At 62.5% G+C, this 16,707-nt stretch carries 12 protein-coding genes; 8 read left to right on the forward strand and 4 right to left on the reverse strand.

Annotation, left to right across the window (positions count from 1 at the left end; all coding sequences use genetic code 11):
* Positions 1-162: 162 nt before the first annotated feature.
* The gene (locus PspS35_RS15465) at positions 163-1,728 is read left to right on the forward strand and encodes a PAS domain-containing methyl-accepting chemotaxis protein (protein WP_159935617.1); all 1,566 of its coding nucleotides are present in this window, start codon (positions 163-165) and stop codon (positions 1,726-1,728) included.
* 318 nt (positions 1,729-2,046) lie between these two features.
* The gene (locus PspS35_RS15470) at positions 2,047-2,562 is read left to right on the forward strand and encodes a hypothetical protein (protein WP_159935618.1); all 516 of its coding nucleotides are present in this window, start codon (positions 2,047-2,049) and stop codon (positions 2,560-2,562) included.
* Positions 2,563-2,667: 105 nt separating this feature from the next.
* Here the strand turns inward: PspS35_RS15470 and PspS35_RS15475 are convergent, their stop codons facing one another.
* Together PspS35_RS15475 and PspS35_RS15480 are read right to left on the reverse strand one after the other, a co-directional pair.
* Positions 2,668-3,129, reverse strand: coding sequence for an NUDIX domain-containing protein (locus tag PspS35_RS15475; RefSeq protein ID WP_159935619.1), 462 nt, complete (start codon positions 3,127-3,129; stop codon positions 2,668-2,670).
* Positions 3,122-3,571, reverse strand: coding sequence for an HIT domain-containing protein (locus PspS35_RS15480; RefSeq protein ID WP_159935620.1), 450 nt, complete (start codon positions 3,569-3,571; stop codon positions 3,122-3,124). The genes PspS35_RS15475 and PspS35_RS15480 overlap by 8 nt, the downstream gene beginning before the upstream one ends.
* 214 nt (positions 3,572-3,785) lie before the next feature.
* On the opposite strand from PspS35_RS15480, the gene PspS35_RS15485 reads away from it, so the two are divergent.
* Genes PspS35_RS15485 through PspS35_RS15505 form a run of 5 tightly spaced genes read left to right on the forward strand, consistent with a single transcriptional unit; the run spans position 3,786 to position 8,963 of the window.
* Positions 3,786-4,841, forward strand: coding sequence for an AMP-binding protein (locus tag PspS35_RS15485; protein WP_159935621.1), 1,056 nt, complete (start codon positions 3,786-3,788; stop codon positions 4,839-4,841).
* A gap of 11 nt (positions 4,842-4,852) precedes the next feature.
* Positions 4,853-5,629, forward strand: coding sequence for an ABC transporter ATP-binding protein (locus PspS35_RS15490; protein WP_159935622.1), 777 nt, complete (start codon positions 4,853-4,855; stop codon positions 5,627-5,629).
* 2 nt (positions 5,630-5,631) lie between these two features.
* Positions 5,632-6,513, forward strand: coding sequence for a branched-chain amino acid ABC transporter permease (locus PspS35_RS15495; protein WP_159935623.1), 882 nt, complete (start codon positions 5,632-5,634; stop codon positions 6,511-6,513).
* A 23-nt stretch (positions 6,514-6,536) separates the two neighbouring features.
* Positions 6,537-7,604, forward strand: a complete 1,068-nt coding sequence (locus tag PspS35_RS15500; protein WP_159935624.1) for a branched-chain amino acid ABC transporter permease — start codon at positions 6,537-6,539, stop codon at positions 7,602-7,604.
* Positions 7,605-7,631: 27 nt separating this feature from the next.
* On the forward strand, positions 7,632-8,963 hold the full coding sequence (locus PspS35_RS15505) for an ABC transporter substrate-binding protein (protein ID WP_159935625.1): 1,332 nt from the start codon (positions 7,632-7,634) through the stop codon (positions 8,961-8,963).
* Between the two features lie 115 nt (positions 8,964-9,078).
* Here PspS35_RS15505 and nirD read toward each other — a convergent pair whose 3' ends face one another.
* A complete protein-coding gene (nirD, locus tag PspS35_RS15510; protein ID WP_159935626.1) occupies positions 9,079-9,441 on the reverse strand; it encodes a nitrite reductase small subunit NirD in 363 nt (120 codons plus the stop codon).
* On the reverse strand, positions 9,441-11,984 hold the full coding sequence (gene nirB / locus PspS35_RS15515) for a nitrite reductase large subunit NirB (protein ID WP_159935627.1): 2,544 nt from the start codon (positions 11,982-11,984) through the stop codon (positions 9,441-9,443). The genes nirD and nirB overlap by 1 nt, the downstream gene beginning before the upstream one ends.
* Positions 11,985-12,644: 660 nt before the next feature.
* Here nirB and PspS35_RS15520 point away from each other — a divergent pair.
* Positions 12,645-16,634 (forward strand): bifunctional nitrate reductase/sulfite reductase flavoprotein subunit alpha, encoded by a 3,990-nt coding sequence (locus tag PspS35_RS15520; RefSeq protein ID WP_159935628.1) that lies wholly within the window; start codon positions 12,645-12,647, stop codon positions 16,632-16,634.
* Positions 16,635-16,707: the final 73 nt, after the last annotated feature.

A 16,707-nucleotide genomic window follows, 5' to 3' on the forward strand; every position in this document is an offset into this window, starting at 1 on the left:
AGGGCACACCAGAATAACGGGCTAAACAAAAATGGCCGCCATTATGGGGTTTTTCGTCGATTAATTTCAGGCTTTTGACCAATGGCTGGCGAAATAGCCAATGTGGATTAATCTTCTGCACGTTGGCGCCGATGGACTGTATGCAACCAGGGAGTAGTCGGAATGCGCAACAACCAGCCCGTAACACAACGCGAGATTTCACTCGCGCCTACGCAAAAACTAATCTCCGCCACGGATATTCACGGTGGCATCACTTATTGCAACGACGCCTTTGTCGAGATCAGCGGTTTTGAACGCGCCGATCTGATCGGCGCGCCGCAGAACATCGTGCGTCACCCCGATGTGCCGCCGGCCGTGTTTGCCCACATGTGGCGTGCGCTCAAGCAGGGCCTGCCGTGGATGGGCATCGTCAAGAACCGCTCGAAAAACGGCGACCATTATTGGGTCAACGCCTACGTCACGCCGATCTTCGACGGCCGCGAAGTCGTGGGCTTTGAGTCGGTGCGGGTCAAGCCCAGCGCCGATGAAATCCGCCGCGCCCAGGCCCTGTATCGCCGTCTCAGCCAAGGCAAGTCCGGCGCGCCGCTACAGGACACCTGGCTGCCGGCTTTGCTAAGTGCCGTACCGTACATGGCCACCGGTATCGCCGGCAGCCTTGCCGGGCTGTTCCTCAGCGCACCGATCGCCATTGCGGTAGCCGTCGCCGTCGCCGTACCGGTGGGCGTGCTCTGCTCACGCGTACGCCAAGGCAGCACCTTGCGCCTGCTGGCGGGTGTCGAGCCCTCCACCTCGGATGCCTTGATCGCCCAGATGTACAGCGACGCCAGTGGCCCCCAGGCCCGTTTGGAAACTGCGTTCCTCAGCCAGAATGCCCGCCTGAAGACCTGCCTTACCCGCCTGCAGGACAGCGCCGAACAACTCAGCGCGCTGGCCGGGCAATCCGATCAGCTGGCCACCGCCAGTTCCAAAGGCCTGGACCGCCAGCGCGTCGAAACCGAGCAGGTCTCGGCCGCCGTCAACCAGATGGCGGCGACCACCCAGGAAGTCGCCAGCCATGTGCAGCGCACGGCCGACGCCACCCAGCAAGCCAACGTCCTGACCGGGCGTGGCCGTGAAGTGGCGCGCGACACCCGCCAAGCCATCGAGCGCTTGTCGACGGTGGTCAGCGAGACCGGCGCCACCGTCGCGCAGTTGGCCAAGGACAGTGACGAAATCGGCAGCGTGGTGGACGTGATCAAAGGCATCGCCGACCAGACCAACCTGCTGGCGCTCAATGCTGCGATTGAAGCCGCCCGTGCTGGCGAACAAGGCCGTGGCTTTGCCGTGGTGGCCGATGAAGTGCGTTCACTGGCGCAACGCACCTCACAGTCCACCACCCAGATCCATGCCCTGATCACCCAGCTGCAGGCCTCGTCCAACAACGCCGTGCAAAGCATGGAAAACGGCCAACGCCAGGCCCAGGAAGGCGTGGCCTGGGTGCTCGAAGCGGACCAGGCATTGGTCGGCATCAGCGAAGCGGTGTCCCATATCACCGACATGACTACCCAGATCGCCGCCGCCACCGAGGAACAAAGCGCGGTCGCCGAGGAGATCAGCCGCAACATCACCACCATCGCCGAACTGGCTGACCAGACGTCGATGCAAGCCCATCAATCCACAGACCTGAGCAAGGAGCTGACCAATACGGCGGCCACACAATATGCGTTGGTAGAACGCTTCAATCGCTGATCAGCCGCTTCAGGGCGCCCGTCATTGAGCCTGGCGGGCGCCACGCCGCAGTTTTTTTTCGACGAATCCACAGTCATGACCTAACCTTGCAAAGCGCCTCGATGGCTTGAGCCGTCGGTTGCTGAAATCATGGATGAGAGAAGGACAAGCCGTAACGCAAACGGGTGATCGTCCCAATGTCGTAGCACAGTGCCAAGCAGTTGTGCGCAAGGCGCAACCTGATGTATTCCCGCGTTCCTCCCCTGCATTACCTATCCGCGTTATGGCTTTGGCTCGGGCGAGTTTGCATTTCGACTCTCTCTTCTAAAGGATGAACCCATGAGCGACTCAATCAGCCCGTCCAAGGACGACAAACCCTTCGAACCCAAGGGCGCTCCGTTGGCCCCTCGCAGCGGCAGCCAGGCTTTACCAAAAAACAAGTGGTACTACCTCAAGCTTCAATATGTCGATGACAACGGCAAGACGCAGGATAGTTTTGCCTATTTTGTAGGCAACCAGGCCAGTTGGAGCTTTTGGGACTACATCAGTGCAACGCCGTCCAACGGCGACAAAGCCAAGTTCAAAAACGTCTCCAGCGACGGCAACCGCATGCAGCTTCAGCTTCAGGACGGCAACTACCTGTCCTGCCGCGCGGCGCCGCGCCTGTGGCTTTATCGGTCAACGCAGGCGTACTCAGTACGCTGGGAGATTACGGGTGGGCAGCTGTTCACCGATTACCACGACGGGCCGGTGGGCACCTCCCATGAACGGATCGCGGTTCCAGACGCCTATTACATGCGTGTGGGGGATGGAACGCCGCTCATAAACTGCGAATGGGTTGAAGCCACCGACTGACCCGCGTGGACGGCAATGCTGCTCGCGTGTCGGGCGGCACTGCTTTGGGTTGGTCGCCGTGCCACTGTAGCGGTTGTCTGCGCACAAATCGTGGTTTGGGTGTGCTCAGGCAGACGGGTCAAATACCGCCGCTTGCACCAGCATGTCCAACAGCGAATCGGGGAATACGATGTCTTGCGTCGATCGCAATTGGTGTGCCGACCACCAGTGATGGTCAGCCATGACCTGAGTTTCTTCCGCAGTCCATTCGGCCTTTGACAGCACCTCGCTTTGGGCGTGAACCACAAAGTACTGCTCAACGGCGAGCACCGTTTCACCGCTGGGGACCATCATCGGGAAACGCAGTTCGCCCACGGAATCGCCCATTGTCTGGATCTGAATCCCCGTCTCCTCGCGCAATTCGCGGATGGCCGCAGCCTCAAAGGTTTCGCCCTCCTCAACCCCACCGCCCGGGGTAGCCCAATAGTTTTTCCCAGCCAGCGCGCCGTCGTTATGCACGAACCTGAACAGCAGGACTTTTCGGGAAGGGTTGATCACCAACAGTCGCGATGCCTTTCGTTCACGCATCTGGCGTACTCGCTTTTTGAAGTAGTTGCGCGATGGCCCTGCGCAAATTCCCATGCACGTCTTCGGCATAAGGCACCGCGTTTTTCCAGTCATAAAACCACGCGGGCATCTTGCGCTTGTCGTCGGGCTCCGAGGCGTAGCGCGGGAAGATATGGCAATGCAACTCGGGCTCGGAATTGCCGAGGATCTCGTAGTTCATGCGCAGGGCGTCGGTGGCCTGCAACACCGCATCGCCGAGGCGCGCCATGTCCAACAGATAGGTAGCGCGGGCTTCGGTATCCAGGTCGTTCAAGCTCGCCACCACTGGATCGGGCAACAGCAGGCAGTAGCCCGGCAGAAACTGCACATCCCCCATCACCGCCCAGCCGGAGGCCATGCGGCAGATAACCTTGTCGTTGGCGCCGGTGCGGGCCAGTGCTACGCGTTCCGTGATCAGTGGCATGTGGAATCCTTGATTGGCGTGAGGGGCAGCCGGCATCTTACCGCTGTCCAGCGCCCAAGAGGACTGTTGCCGCACCAACAGCACTTGCACAGCTTGTGCTGAATCCACACAGGAACCCTCTTCACAAACAGCCAGCAACCTATTGATTCAATAGGACTTTTACCCCTGGCACGAGCCGTGCAATTGCCTTCGTATACCTCCGAAGGATGCCCCCATGCCCCAGACACTGCCCCAGGCGCTGTTGCATCAAGCCCACACCCGCCGCTCGGCAATTGCCTTGCGCTACAAGCGCCTGGGCATCTGGCATGAGCTTAGCTGGGGCGAACTGGCAGACGACATCAGCCGTCTCGCCGCAGCCCTGCACCAGCGTGGCTTGGGTCGCGATGACGATCTGTTGATCATCAGCCAGGCTCGGCACGAGGCCTTGCTGCTCGCCCTGGCCGCACAGTGGTTGGGGGCCAGCGTCACTTTGCTGGACCCCGAGCAGGACAATCGTGCGTTGCTGAATGTGCTGCAACCCAGATTTGTACTCGCGCAAGACCTGGACGCGGTTCAACAAGCCGGTGAACGCGATGTGGTGGTGTACCTGGATGGGCGCGGCTTGAATCACCACGCACATCGGCATTTGATCGCCTACACCGACCTCAGCGCTGACGGTCCTGCACCTGCCTGCGCCACCCAATCAAATGCGCTCGCCTTCGTGTTTCCCGGCGACACCCCTGTGCAGTTGACCCATGCGCAACTGCTCGCAGGCGCACGCACACTGGCGGCCCGCGAACGCCTCGACACGCAGGACGAGGCCCTCGCTGCGCGGGTATTCGCGGCCAGCGGACAGGCGCGTTACCTGCTGGCGCCCTGGCTGCACGCGGGCTTTCGCCTGAATTTTCCCGAAGCCTTGGCTACCCGTGACACCGACCGCCGCGAACTGGGCCCGACGCTGGTGCTGGGCACCCGCGAATCCTATGGGCGCCTGGAACAGTGGGTGCGTGAACGCCTGCCGTTGCCGGGGACGCTCAACCATCGTTTATATGGCTGGGCCATGCAGCCAGACCCTTCGCCCGTTCGCCGCTGGCTGGGCTACTGGCTGGTACGGCGCCCGTTGCTCGATGTGCTGGGCATGAGCCGCCTGCGTGCGCCCTTGTTGGTAGGGCCGCCGTTGAGTCCGCAGAGTGCAGCGTTCTTTGGCGTGCTGGGCATCCGTCCCGGCCACTGGCAAGAGCCTTCAACCCGACGCGAACCTGCCGACCAACCACTGCCGCACGCCATCTGACGAGCCCAACCATGCACGCACCCACCGAATCGGTATTACTGCGCCTCGATGACATTTCCCTGTCGTTCAAGGGCATCAAGGCCATCACGTCCATCAGCTTCGACGTCAAGGCCGGGGATATCTGCGGCCTGATCGGCCCCAACGGCGCCGGCAAGAGTTCGCTGCTCAATGTGATCAACGGCGTGTACCACCCCCAGAGCGGCAGCATCCACTACGCCGGCCAGACCCGACGGCGCATGCGCGCGCACCAGGCCGCCGAGGGCGGGATTGCGCGGACCTTCCAGAACATCGCGCTGTTCAAGGGCATGAGCGTGCTCGACAACGTACTCACCGGGCGCAACCTCATGCGCCGCAGCAGCTGGATCGAACAGATGCTGCGCCTGGGCCGCGCCCCGCGTGAAGACGACGCGCATCGCCTGCACGCCGAAAAAGTCATCGCGTTTCTACAGATCCATCCCTGGCGCCACATGCTGGTGGGCACCCTGCCCTACGGCCTGCAAAAGCGTGTCGAACTGGCCCGCGCCCTGGCATCCGAGCCAACCCTGTTGCTGCTGGATGAGCCCATGGCCGGCATGAACGCCCAGGAGAAAGCCCAGATGAGCCAGTTCATCCGTGACATCAACCGCGAGTTCGGTACCACCGTGGTGTTGATCGAACACGACATCGGCGTGGTCATGGGCCTGTGCGACCACGTGGTGGTGCTCGACTACGGCCGCAAGATCGGCGACGGCACGCCCGAACAGGTGCGCGCCAACCCACACGTCATCGCCGCCTACCTGGGGACTTGAGCATGGAATTTTTCTTCGAAGTGCTGATCGGCGGCCTGTTGGCAGGCGTCATGTACGCCTTGGTGGCGATTGGGTTTGTGCTGATCTACAAGGCCTCGGGGGTCTTCAACTTTGCCCAGGGCGCCATGGTGCTGTTTGCCGCGTTGACCTTTGTGAGCCTGCTCGAGCGCGGCGTTCCGTTTGCCCTGGCGTTTTTGCTGACCTTGGCGAGCATGGTGGTGCTGGCGTTGCTGATCGAGAAAGTGGTGCTGCGGCCCCTGGTCAATCGCCCGCCGATCATCCTGTTCATGGCCACCCTCGGGCTGTCCTACATGATCGAAGGCTTTGCGCAGTTTCTCTGGGGCGCGCAGGTGCACGGGCTGGAGCTGGGCATTGCCGACGAGCCGCTGGAAATCCGCGGCATGCTGCTTTCGCAGTTCGACCTGTTTGCCGCGGGCACCGCCGCCGCGCTGGTGCTCGCGCTGTCGCTGCTGTTCAACAAAACCCGGATCGGCCTGTCGCTGCGTGCAGTCGCCGATGACCCGCTGGCGTCAATGGCGATAGGCATTCGCCTGCCACGCATCTGGGCCTTGGTGTGGGCGGTAGCGGGGTTTGTGGGGCTGGTGGCCGGGTTGCTCTGGGGCGCGCGACTGGGGGTGCAGTTCTCGCTGTCGCTGGTGGTGCTCAAGGCGTTGCCGGTGCTGATCATCGGCGGGTTTTCGTCCATCGGCGGTGCGATTGTCGGCGGTCTGATCATCGGCGCGAGCGAGAAAATCGCCGAGATCTACCTCGGCCCGATCATCGGCAGCGGCATTGAAAACTGGGTGCCCTACGTCCTCGCGTTGTTGTTCCTGCTGGTGCGGCCCGCCGGGTTGTTCGGCGAGCGCGCCATCGAACGGGTTTGAGCGTTTTTTGAGGAAATACCTGCATGTTGTATCAAGAAGTCGGTCAGATCAGCACCGCCTACGCGGCCGAGCGCCGCACCTTTCGCCTGCGTCAAGACCGCATCGCGCTGTGGCTGCTGCTGGGCTTCGCCTTTGTGGCGGTGCCCTGGCTGGGCAACGATTACTGGTTCAGCGCGATTCTGGTGCCGCTGCTGGTGCTGTCCCTGGCCGGCCTCGGCCTGAACCTGCTGACCGGCTACGCCGGGCAACTCTCCCTGGGTTCGGCGGCGTTCATGGCGGTGGGCGCGTTTGCCGCCTACAACCTGCAATTGCGCGTACCCGGCCTGCCGCTGCTGGTGAGTTTTGGCCTGGGCGGCGTGATCGCGGCACTGGTGGCGGTGTTCTTCGGTTTGCCGAGCCTGCGGATCAAAGGCTTCTATCTGCTCGTGGCAACTTTGGCTGCGCAGTTCGTGGTGGAGTGGGTGCTCACCCGCTTCAGCTGGTTTACCAACGACAACGCGTCCGGGGTGATCACGTCGCCGCCGTTGCTGATCGCTGGGGTTGATTTGAGCTCACCCTGTGGTCGCTATCTACTGACCCTGAGCGTGGTGGTGACACTGTTCTGGCTCGGCAACAACCTGGTGCGCAGCGAACTGGGCCGCAACTGGATGGCCGTGCGCGACATGGACACCGCCGCCGCCGTGATCGGCATTCGCCTGCTCAAGGCCAAGCTGTTGGCCTTTGCCATCAGCGGCTTCTACCTGGGCGTCGCCGGTTCGCTGTGGGCCTTCGCCTACCTGGGCACGGTGGAGCCCCACGGCTTTGACCTGAGCCGCTCGTTCCAGGTGCTGTTCATCATCATTATCGGCGGCCTGGGCAGTGTGCTCGGCAACGTGCTGGGTGCGGCGTTCATCGTGTTGTTCCCGATCCTGCTGGGCAATCTCTTCGGCTTGTTGCCCGCCGGGTTGATGGACGCCGGCCAATTGGAAAACCTCCAGAAGATGCTGTTCGGCGCGCTGATCATCACCTTCCTGATCAAGGAACCGGAAGGGCTGGCCCGGCTGTGGCAGCGCTTTCGTCAACGGGCCAGGGTCTGGCCGCTGCGGTACTGAACTTACCAACCTCAAGGAATTGCCTTCATGACTCACCGCTTACCGCTGCGCCGCCTGGCCCTGGGCCTGGCCTTGATCACCGCCACGCTCACCGGCACCGCCCAGGCCGCCAACGAACAATACTTCCCGTTGCAGAGCTATCGGGTAGGGCCTTATGCCGCCGGCGGTACCGGGTTCTTCGGCGGGTTTATCGACTACCTGCAATACATCAACGCCAAGGGCGGGGTGAATGGGGTCAAGTTGACCTGGAGCGAATGCGAGACCGAGTACGTGGTGGAAAAAGGCGTCGAGTGCTACGAGCGCCTCAAGGGCGGGCTCAACGGCGCCCCTGCCGCCGCCACCAACCCGCTGTCGGTGGGCATCGCCTACGCCACGCTGGACCGCTCGACCGCCGACAAACTGCCGCTGATCACCATCAACCACGGCCGCACCGACTCCACCGATGGCAGCGTGTTCCCCTACGTGTTCCCGTTGCAGCTGAACCCCTATTCGGAAGTCTCGGCGATCATCAACTACATTGGCCAGCGCGAAGGCGGCGCCGACAAACTCAAGGGCAAGAAAATCGCCGTGCTCTACCACGGCTCGCCCTACGGCAAGGAAACCAACGGCGTACTGGAGACCCTGGCAAAAAACGCCGGCTTCGAGCTGACCTTGCTTGAAGTGCCGCACCCCGGCAACGAGCAGCAATCCCAATGGCTGAACATCCGCCGCCTCAAACCGGACTGGGTAATCCTGCGCGGCTGGGGCGTGATGAACCCGGTGGCGCTCAAATCCGCGCAAAAAGTCGGTTACCCGGCGGATCACATCATCGGCAATATCTGGAGCAACTCGGAAGAAGACGTGGTGCCCGCCGGCAACGCCGCCAAGGGTTTTATCTCGATCACCACCCACCCGTCGGGCACCGACTTCCCGGTGCTGCAAGGCATCAAGCAAAGCGTGGTGGATGCCGGTAAAGGCAACCTGGCAGACCCCAAGCGCTTTGGCACCGTGTATTACAACCTGGGTGTAGTGAACGGTATTCTCAACGTCGAAGCCGTGCGCCTCGCGCAGGAAAAATACGGTGAAAAACCATTGACCGGCGAACAAGTGCGCTGGGGCTTCGAACACCTGAACCTGGACGATGCGCGTCTGCAAGCCCTAGGCGCCAAAGGCCTGGTGCAACCGCTGAAACTGTCCTGCGCCGACCACGAAGGCGGCGGCGCGGTGCGCTTCCAGCAATGGGATGGCCAGCGCTGGAACCTGATCAGCGATTGGGTGCAGGCCGACCGCGCACTGTTGCGGCCGATCATCGAAGCTTCAGCCGCCCAATACGCCAAGGAAAAAGGCATCACACCGCGCGATTGCAGCAAAGAGCAGTAAAACGGCTCAACTGTGGGAGGGGCTTGCCCCCGATGGTGCTGGGTCAGCCACAGATGCATCCACTGGCACTCCGTCATTGGGGGCAAGCCCCCTCCCACATTTAGACCGAGGTGTGTCAGCCCAGACCTATTTCCACCACTCCAGCATTCAACCGCACCGGCCACACCCGCAACCGCTGGTGTGGCGCCTCCAGGCACTGGCCATCCTGCAAACGATAATGCTGCTTGTAGATCGGCGCAGCCACCACCAAATCGCCCTTGATACTGGCGACCAACCCGCGGCCGATCACATTCGCTCCCGACTCCGGGTCATGGTTGTCGATGGCGAACAGTGTCTGCTCCTGCGCACCCGGCAGGTAGAACAGCGCCACTTGCGCGCCGTCCAGCCACACCACTACGCCGGAGTTGCTCACCAGGTCTTGCTCACTGCACACGCCTTTCCAGGTGGCCAGGTGTCGCTGGGTGTTGGGCTGGCTCATCAGGCAATCTCCTCGATGACAGGTATCAGGTTGAGTTCAGTCGCCATGATCGGCCGGCGCTGGCCGCGTTCCTGGACAAAGTGGATGTCCGGGTCGGGGCGCTTGTCGTTGACGAAGGTGCGAAAGCGCTTGAGTTTTTCCGGGTCCTTGAGGGCGTTGGCCCATTCACATTCGTAGCGGTCCACCACCAGCTGCATCTGCGCTTCCAACTCGGCACCCAGGCCCAGGCTGTCGTGCAGGATCACGTCCTTGAGGAAATCCAGGCCGCCTTCCAGGCTTTCGCGCCACACCGAGGTGCGTTGCAGTTTGTCGGCGGTACGGATGTAGAACATCAGGAAACGGTCGATGTACTGGATCAGCGTGGCGTCGTCGAGGTCGGTGGCGAACAGTTCGGCATGACGCGGACGCATGCCGCCGTTGCCCGCGATGTAGAGGTTCCAGCCCTTCTCGGTGGCAATCACGCCCACGTCTTTGCTCTGGGCTTCGGCGCATTCACGGGTGCAGCCGGACACCGCGAACTTGAGCTTGTGCGGCGAACGCAGGCCCTTGTAGCGGTCCTCGATCAACAGCGCCATTTTCACGCTGTCCTGCACGCCGTAGCGGCACCAGGTGCTGCCCACGCAAGACTTCACCGTCCGCGTGGATTTGCCGTAGGCATGCCCGGTTTCGAAGCCGGCCGCAATCAGCTCGGCCCAGATATCCGGCAACTCGTGCAACTGCGCGCCAAACAGATCGATGCGCTGGCCACCGGTGATCTTGGTGTAGAGGTCGTATTTCTTCGCCACCTCGCCGATCACGATCAGCTTGTCGGCGGTGATCTCGCCACCCGGAATCCGTGGCACCACCGAGTAGGTGCCGTTCTTCTGCATATTGGCCATGAACGTGTCGTTGGTGTCCTGCAATGGCACCAGCGAGGCGTCCATGATCGGTTGGTTCCAGCACGAAGCCAGGATCGAGCCCACCGCCGGTTTGCACACGTCGCATCCGGTGTGGCCACGGCCGTGCTTGGCCAGCAGTTCTTCGAAGGTGATCACCCCTTCCACCCGCACCAGGGCATACAGTTCCTGACGGGTGTAGGCGAAGTGTTCGCACAGGCTCTTGTCGACGCTGACACCACGGGCAATCAGCTCGTGCTCGAACACTTGCTTGAGCAACCCCGCGCAACCGCCGCAACCGGTGCAGGCCTTGGTCTGGGCTTTGAGCAAGCCCAGGTCGCTGCAACCGCCGTCGATGGCCGAACAGATCGCGCCTTTGGTCACGTTGTGGCACGAGCACACGGTGGCCGACTCCGGCAATGCGCCTGGGCCGAGGGTCGGCGCGCCGGCAGACGACGGCAGGATCAGGCTGGCCGGTTCGGCCGGCAGCGCAATCGCGTTCTGCATGTATTGCAGCAAGGTGTCGTAGTAGCTGTTGTCACCCACCAGCACCGCACCGATCACGTGCTTGCCGCTCGCATCCACCACCAGGCGTCGGTAGCTGGCGCTGGCCTCGTCAATAAACTGATAGCTGCGCGCACCTGGCGTGTGGGCGTGGGCGTCGCCAATGGAGCCCACGTCCACACCGAGCAATTTGAGCTTGGTGGACATGTCCGCGCCGACGAAGGGCTCGGCGGTCTGCGCGCACAACAACGCGGCCACCCCACGGGCCATCTGGTAGCCCGGCGCGACCAGGCCGAACAGGCTGCCATTCCACGATGCACACTCGCCAATCGCGTAGATGTGCGGGTCGCAGCTCAAGCATTCATCGTTGATCACCACGCCGCCGCGCGGGCCGATCTCCAGGCCTGCCTGGCGCGCCAGGGCGTCCTGGGCGCGGATGCCGGCGGAGAACACGATCAGGTCGGTTTCAAGGAATTCGTCGTTGGCAAAATTCATCCGATAGCGGTACTGCTCGCCCCCACTGATCGACTGGGTGGCGCGGGACAGGTGCACACCGACGCCCAGCCGTTCGATCTGGGCCTTGAGCGCCAGGCCGCCGAAATCATCCAGTTGCACCGGCATCAAGCGTGGCGCGAATTCCACCACATGGGCTTCCAGGCCGAGGCTTTTCAGGGCGTTCGCCGCTTCCAGGCCCAGCAGGCCACCGCCGACCACCACGCCGCGCCGCGCATTGGCTGCCGCTGCACGAATGGCATCGAGGTCTTGCAAGGTGCGATACACCAACCGCGAATCGCCTTCGGCGCCTTCAATCGGCGGCACAAAAGGATAAGAGCCGGTGGCCAGGACCAAGGTGTCGTACGCCACGCAGCCGTGAGCGGTGATCACCTCACGACGGGCGCGGTCGATTTCCAGCACCGGCACGCCCAGGTGCAAGGTCACGCCCGGCGTCTGGTACAACGACGCCTCGGACAGCGCCAACGACTCGGCATCGCGACCGGTGAAATACTCAGACAAGTGCACACGGTCATAGGCGCGCATCGGCTCCTCGCTGAACACATGCAGGTGAAAGTGCTCCAGCGCGCCGCGCTCGATCAGTTGCTCCACACAATGGTGACCGACCATGCCATTGCCAACGACGATCAGGGTTTTCATCGGTTTGTTCATATCAGCACCTGACAACATTCATCACGGTTTAAAAAGCAAAAAAAAACGCCTGAAACCTTACGGTTCCAGGCGTCTTTGCCTGTTCTTATGCGGGATCGGTTCGGACGACTTCGCCGGATCCATCGCTTTATGCCCAGAGCCTTGAATGGCTTGTCGATCGTCGTTGACCGAGTGGGGTTGCGGGGGAGCTTGCAGGCGGCGTGCCAATTGGCCGCGACCTCGTATTCATGGCGGCGGCAGACCATTGACTACGCATAACGCCTCTAACCTCGCCTCCAACTGGTGCGCCTTGCATCAAAAAGGCGCACCTGCATCATCAATTCCCAGTCTGACAACGACCTGCATGGTGAGCGGGCTTGCCCCGCGCTGGGTGGCGAAGCCGCCCTATCATTGCCAACCGGAACCGAGCTGCCTGGACTGGGGGCTGCTGCGCAGCCCAGCGCGGGGCAAGCCCGCTCACCACAACAGCCCGGCGCACCACAAAACACCTCTTATGCCATTGCCTATAAAAGCTGGCGCGTGACTTGCTAGGTACACCTTCATAAAGCAGTCAACGCTGATTGCCCATTCACGACAAAGGCGCCGTGCAACCCCCGTTTCCAAACGGTGGGTTGCAAGGCGCTTTTTTGTTGGCGGGTAAAAAAGTTTCGAGGGTTACGGATGGCAAACCAAAGCGTACGCAGCGTGTGTCCTTATTGTGGCGTCGGCTGCGGCATCGTGATGCACGTGCAAAACAATAAAGTGCTCAAGGTGATCGGCGACAAAGCCCATCCCACCAACTTCGGCCGCCTCTGCACCAAGGGCACCACCTGCGGCCAGGCCATCGCCGAGTCCGGGCGCATGGAGAACGCCTACCTGCGCGAGCAGCGCGATCACGACCCGGTGCGCATCGCGATGGACACCGCCATCGGCGAAACCGCTGGCCGCTTGCGCCATATCCTCGACCGCGATGGCCCTGATGCGCTGGCGTTCTACGTGTCCGGGCAGATGTCGCTGGAAGCCCAATACCTAGTCAACAAGTTAGCCAAGGGGTTTGTCGGCACCCACAACATCGAATCCAACTCACGCCTGTGCATGGCCAGCGCAGGCAGCGGCTACAAGCTCTCGCTGGGCTCCGACGGGCCGCCCGGTTCCTATGAAGATTTCGACCGCGCCGACCTGTTCTTCGTGATCGGCGCCAATATGGCCGACTGTCACCCGATTTTGTTCCTGCGCATGATGGACCGGGTGAAGGCCGGGGCGAAGCTGATCGTGGTCGACCCCCGTCGCAGCGCCACCGCGGACAAAGCCGGTTTGTACCTGCCGATCAAACCGGGCACCGACCTGGCGTTGCTCAACGGCCTGCTACACCTGCTGATAAAAAACGGCCATACCGACCCGGCCTTTATAGCGGCCTTTACCGAGGGTTGGGAGGCCATGCCCGACTTCCTCGACGACTACCCGCCGCACACCGTCGCCGCCATCACCGGGCTGGCCGAAGCGGATATCCGCCAAGCCGCCGATTGGATCGGCCAGGCCGCCGAGTGGATGAGTTGCTGGACCATGGGCCTCAACCAGAGCACCCACGGTACCTGGAACACCAACGCCCTGTGCAACCTGCACCTGGCCACCGGCGCCATTTGCCGCCCCGGCAGCGGGCCGTTTTCCCTCACCGGCCAACCCAATGCAATGGGGGGTCGCGAGATGGGCTACATGGGCCCGGGCCTGCCAGGGCAGCGCTCGGTGCTGGTAGAGGCTGACCGTGCATTCATCGAACACTTGTGGCAGATCCCCAGCGACCGCCTGCCGCGCCAGGCCGGCAGCGGCACCGTGGCGATGTTCGAACAGATGGTGGCCGGGCAGATCAAGGCCTGCTGGATCATCTGCACCAACCCGGTGGCCAGCGTGCCGAATCGCAAGACCGTGATCGACGGCTTGCGCGCCGCCGAACTGGTGATCACCCAGGATGCCTACCTCGACACCGAGACCAACCGCTACGCCGACATCCTGCTGCCCGGCGCGCTGTGGGCCGAGGCCGAGGGGGTGATGATCAACTCCGAGCGCAACCTGACGCTGATGCAAAAAGCCGTCGACGCGCCTGGCGAGACCTTGCCCGATTGGCAAATCATCGCCAGGGTCGCCTGTGAAATGGGCTTTGCCGAGGCCTTCACCTACGCCAGCGCCAGCGAGGTGTTCGAAGAAATCAAGCAAGCCTGGAACCCCAAGACCGGCTACGACATTCGCGGCGCCAGCTATGGGCGTCTGCGTGAGCAACCGCTGCAATGGCCCTGCGCGTCGGCGGATGCGGCTAACCGCAACCCGATCCGCTACTTCAATACCGGCACGCTCACGTTTGCCACCGACAGTGGCAAAGGCCAGTTCTTCCCACGCCCCCATATGCCGCCTGCAGAAATGCCCGACGACAGCTTCCCTTTCGTGCTCAACACTGGCCGCGTGCAGCACCAGTGGCACACCCTGACCAAGACCGGCAAGGTCGCCACCCTGAACAAACTCAACCCCGGTCCCTTCGTGGAAATCCACCCCGACGATGCCACGCGCCTGGGCCTCAAGGCCAAGGACCCAGTGGAGGTGCGCTCCCTGCGTGGGCGTGCCGTGCTGCCGGCGGTGATCACTGACCGCGTGCGTCCCGGCAACTGCTTTGCGCCCTTCCACTGGAACGATGTGTTTGGCGAACACTTGGCGATCAACGCGGTGACCAACGATGCTGTCGACCCGATTTCCCTGCAGCCGGAGTTCAAGTGCTGCGCCGTCGCACTGGCTCGAGTCGAGCTGATCGACCATCAGTTCCTCGACCAACCGACGCCCACTTCCCATGACCTTCCAGAGGACTTGACCATGTCGCGCCTCGACGCCTTCGCCGATCTCGCCGGTCTTCGTAACATTGCGGCGCCGTCGCTTAGCGACAGTGAGCGAACCTACCTCGCCGGGTTCCTCAGTGGCCTGCAATCCAGCGCGGCGCGCCAGGACGCGGGCGTACCGGTGATGCCGGCAAGCGCGCCGTTGGCCAAGGACGCCCGCTTGTGGCTGGACGGGTTGCTCGGCGGCCTGTTCAGCCGCACCGACACTGCACCGCCCTCCTCGCCGGATGTCACGCTGCTGTGGGCCTCGCAGACCGGCAACGCCGAAGCCCTGGCCGAGCGCTTCGCCAAACGCCTGCGCGAAGCGGGCATGAGCGTGGAGCTGAGCGCTATGGCGGACTTCCCGGCGAGCAAGCTGGCCAACACCCAGAACCTGGCGCTGATCAGCAGCACCTTTGGCGACGGCGACCCACCGGACAATGGCGAAGGTTTCTGGCACAGCCTCAGCACTGTCGAAACGCGCCTGGAGTCGCTGCGGTTTGCCGTACTGGCCTTGGGCGACCCGAATTACGACCAGTTCTGCAAGCACGGCAAACGCCTCGACCAGCGCCTGCTGGAACTGGGCGCCACCCGCCTGTTGGAACGCGTGGACTGCGATACCGAATTCGAAGAGCGCGCCGATGCCTGGCTGACCACGTTCCAGCACACCCTCAACCCGGCAAAGCCTGCGGCACCTGTGGCCACACCCGCCGGCAAAACCAAACTGCATCAATCACGCCTGCTGCTCAACCGGCACCTGAACCCCCACAGCACCCACAAGGAAACCCGCCAGTTCGCCCTGGACCTGGCGGGTTCCGGCCTGACCTATGAGGCCGGCGATGCCCTCGGCGTACGCCCGCGCAACTGCCCGGAGCTGGTAAATGAGCTGCTTGACCTGACCCACCTGAGCGCCGGCGCGTCGGTAAACATCGACACCTTCGGTGACGTTTCGCTGCAACAGGCCCTGACCCAGCATTTCGAAATCGCCCGCCCCGGCAGCGAAACCCTGGCCTTTATTGCCGAGCGCAGCGCCAATCCGGGCCTTGAGCAGTTGCTGCGGCCCGAACACAAGGCCGAACTCAAAGACTGGTTATGGGGCCGGCAGCTCACCGATGTGTTGCAGCAATACCCTATCGACTGCTCGGCGGACGAACTGCTCGGCACCCTCAAGCGCCTGCAACCACGGCTGTATTCGATTGCTTCCAGCGCCAAGGCCCATCCCCATGAAGTCCACCTCACCGTGGCTGCCGTGCGCTACGGCAAGCGCAAAGGCGTGTCGTCGACGTTCCTCGCCGACCGCGTGGGTGACGGCGAAGTGCCGGTGTTTGTGCAGCCGTCCAAACACTTTCGCACGCCCAGCGACGGCGAGGTGCCGATGATCATGATTGGCCCCGGCACCGGGGTGGCGCCGTTCCGCGCGTTCTTGCAGGAACGTCGAGCCCTGGGGCATACCGGGCGTAATTGGCTGTTCTTCGGCGAGCAGTACGCCGCCAGTGACTTCTATTATCAGGACGAATTGCAAGGCATGCAGCGCGATGGCCTGCTCACCCACCTGAGCCTGGCGTTTTCCCGCGATCAGGCACAGAAGATCTACGTGCAGGACCGCATCCACGAACAGGGTGCCGAGCTGTGGCGCTGGTTGCAGGACGGCGCGAAGCTGTACATCTGCGGGGACGCCAGCCATATGGCCAAGGATGTCGACCAGGCACTGCGCCAAGTCGCGCAAACCCACGGCGGGCTGGCCGTTGAGGGCGCCGTGGAGTACTGGCGCCAGTTGAGCGAACAGAAACGTTATCTGCGTGATGTGTATTGATTGGATACAGAACAATCATCGATTGTATTGTGTACAAAAAACCCTAAAGATTTGCCAGCATCCAGCCGAAACA

The organism is Pseudomonas sp. S35, assembly GCF_009866765.1.
Taxonomy (GTDB): Bacteria; Pseudomonadota; Gammaproteobacteria; order Pseudomonadales; family Pseudomonadaceae; genus Aquipseudomonas.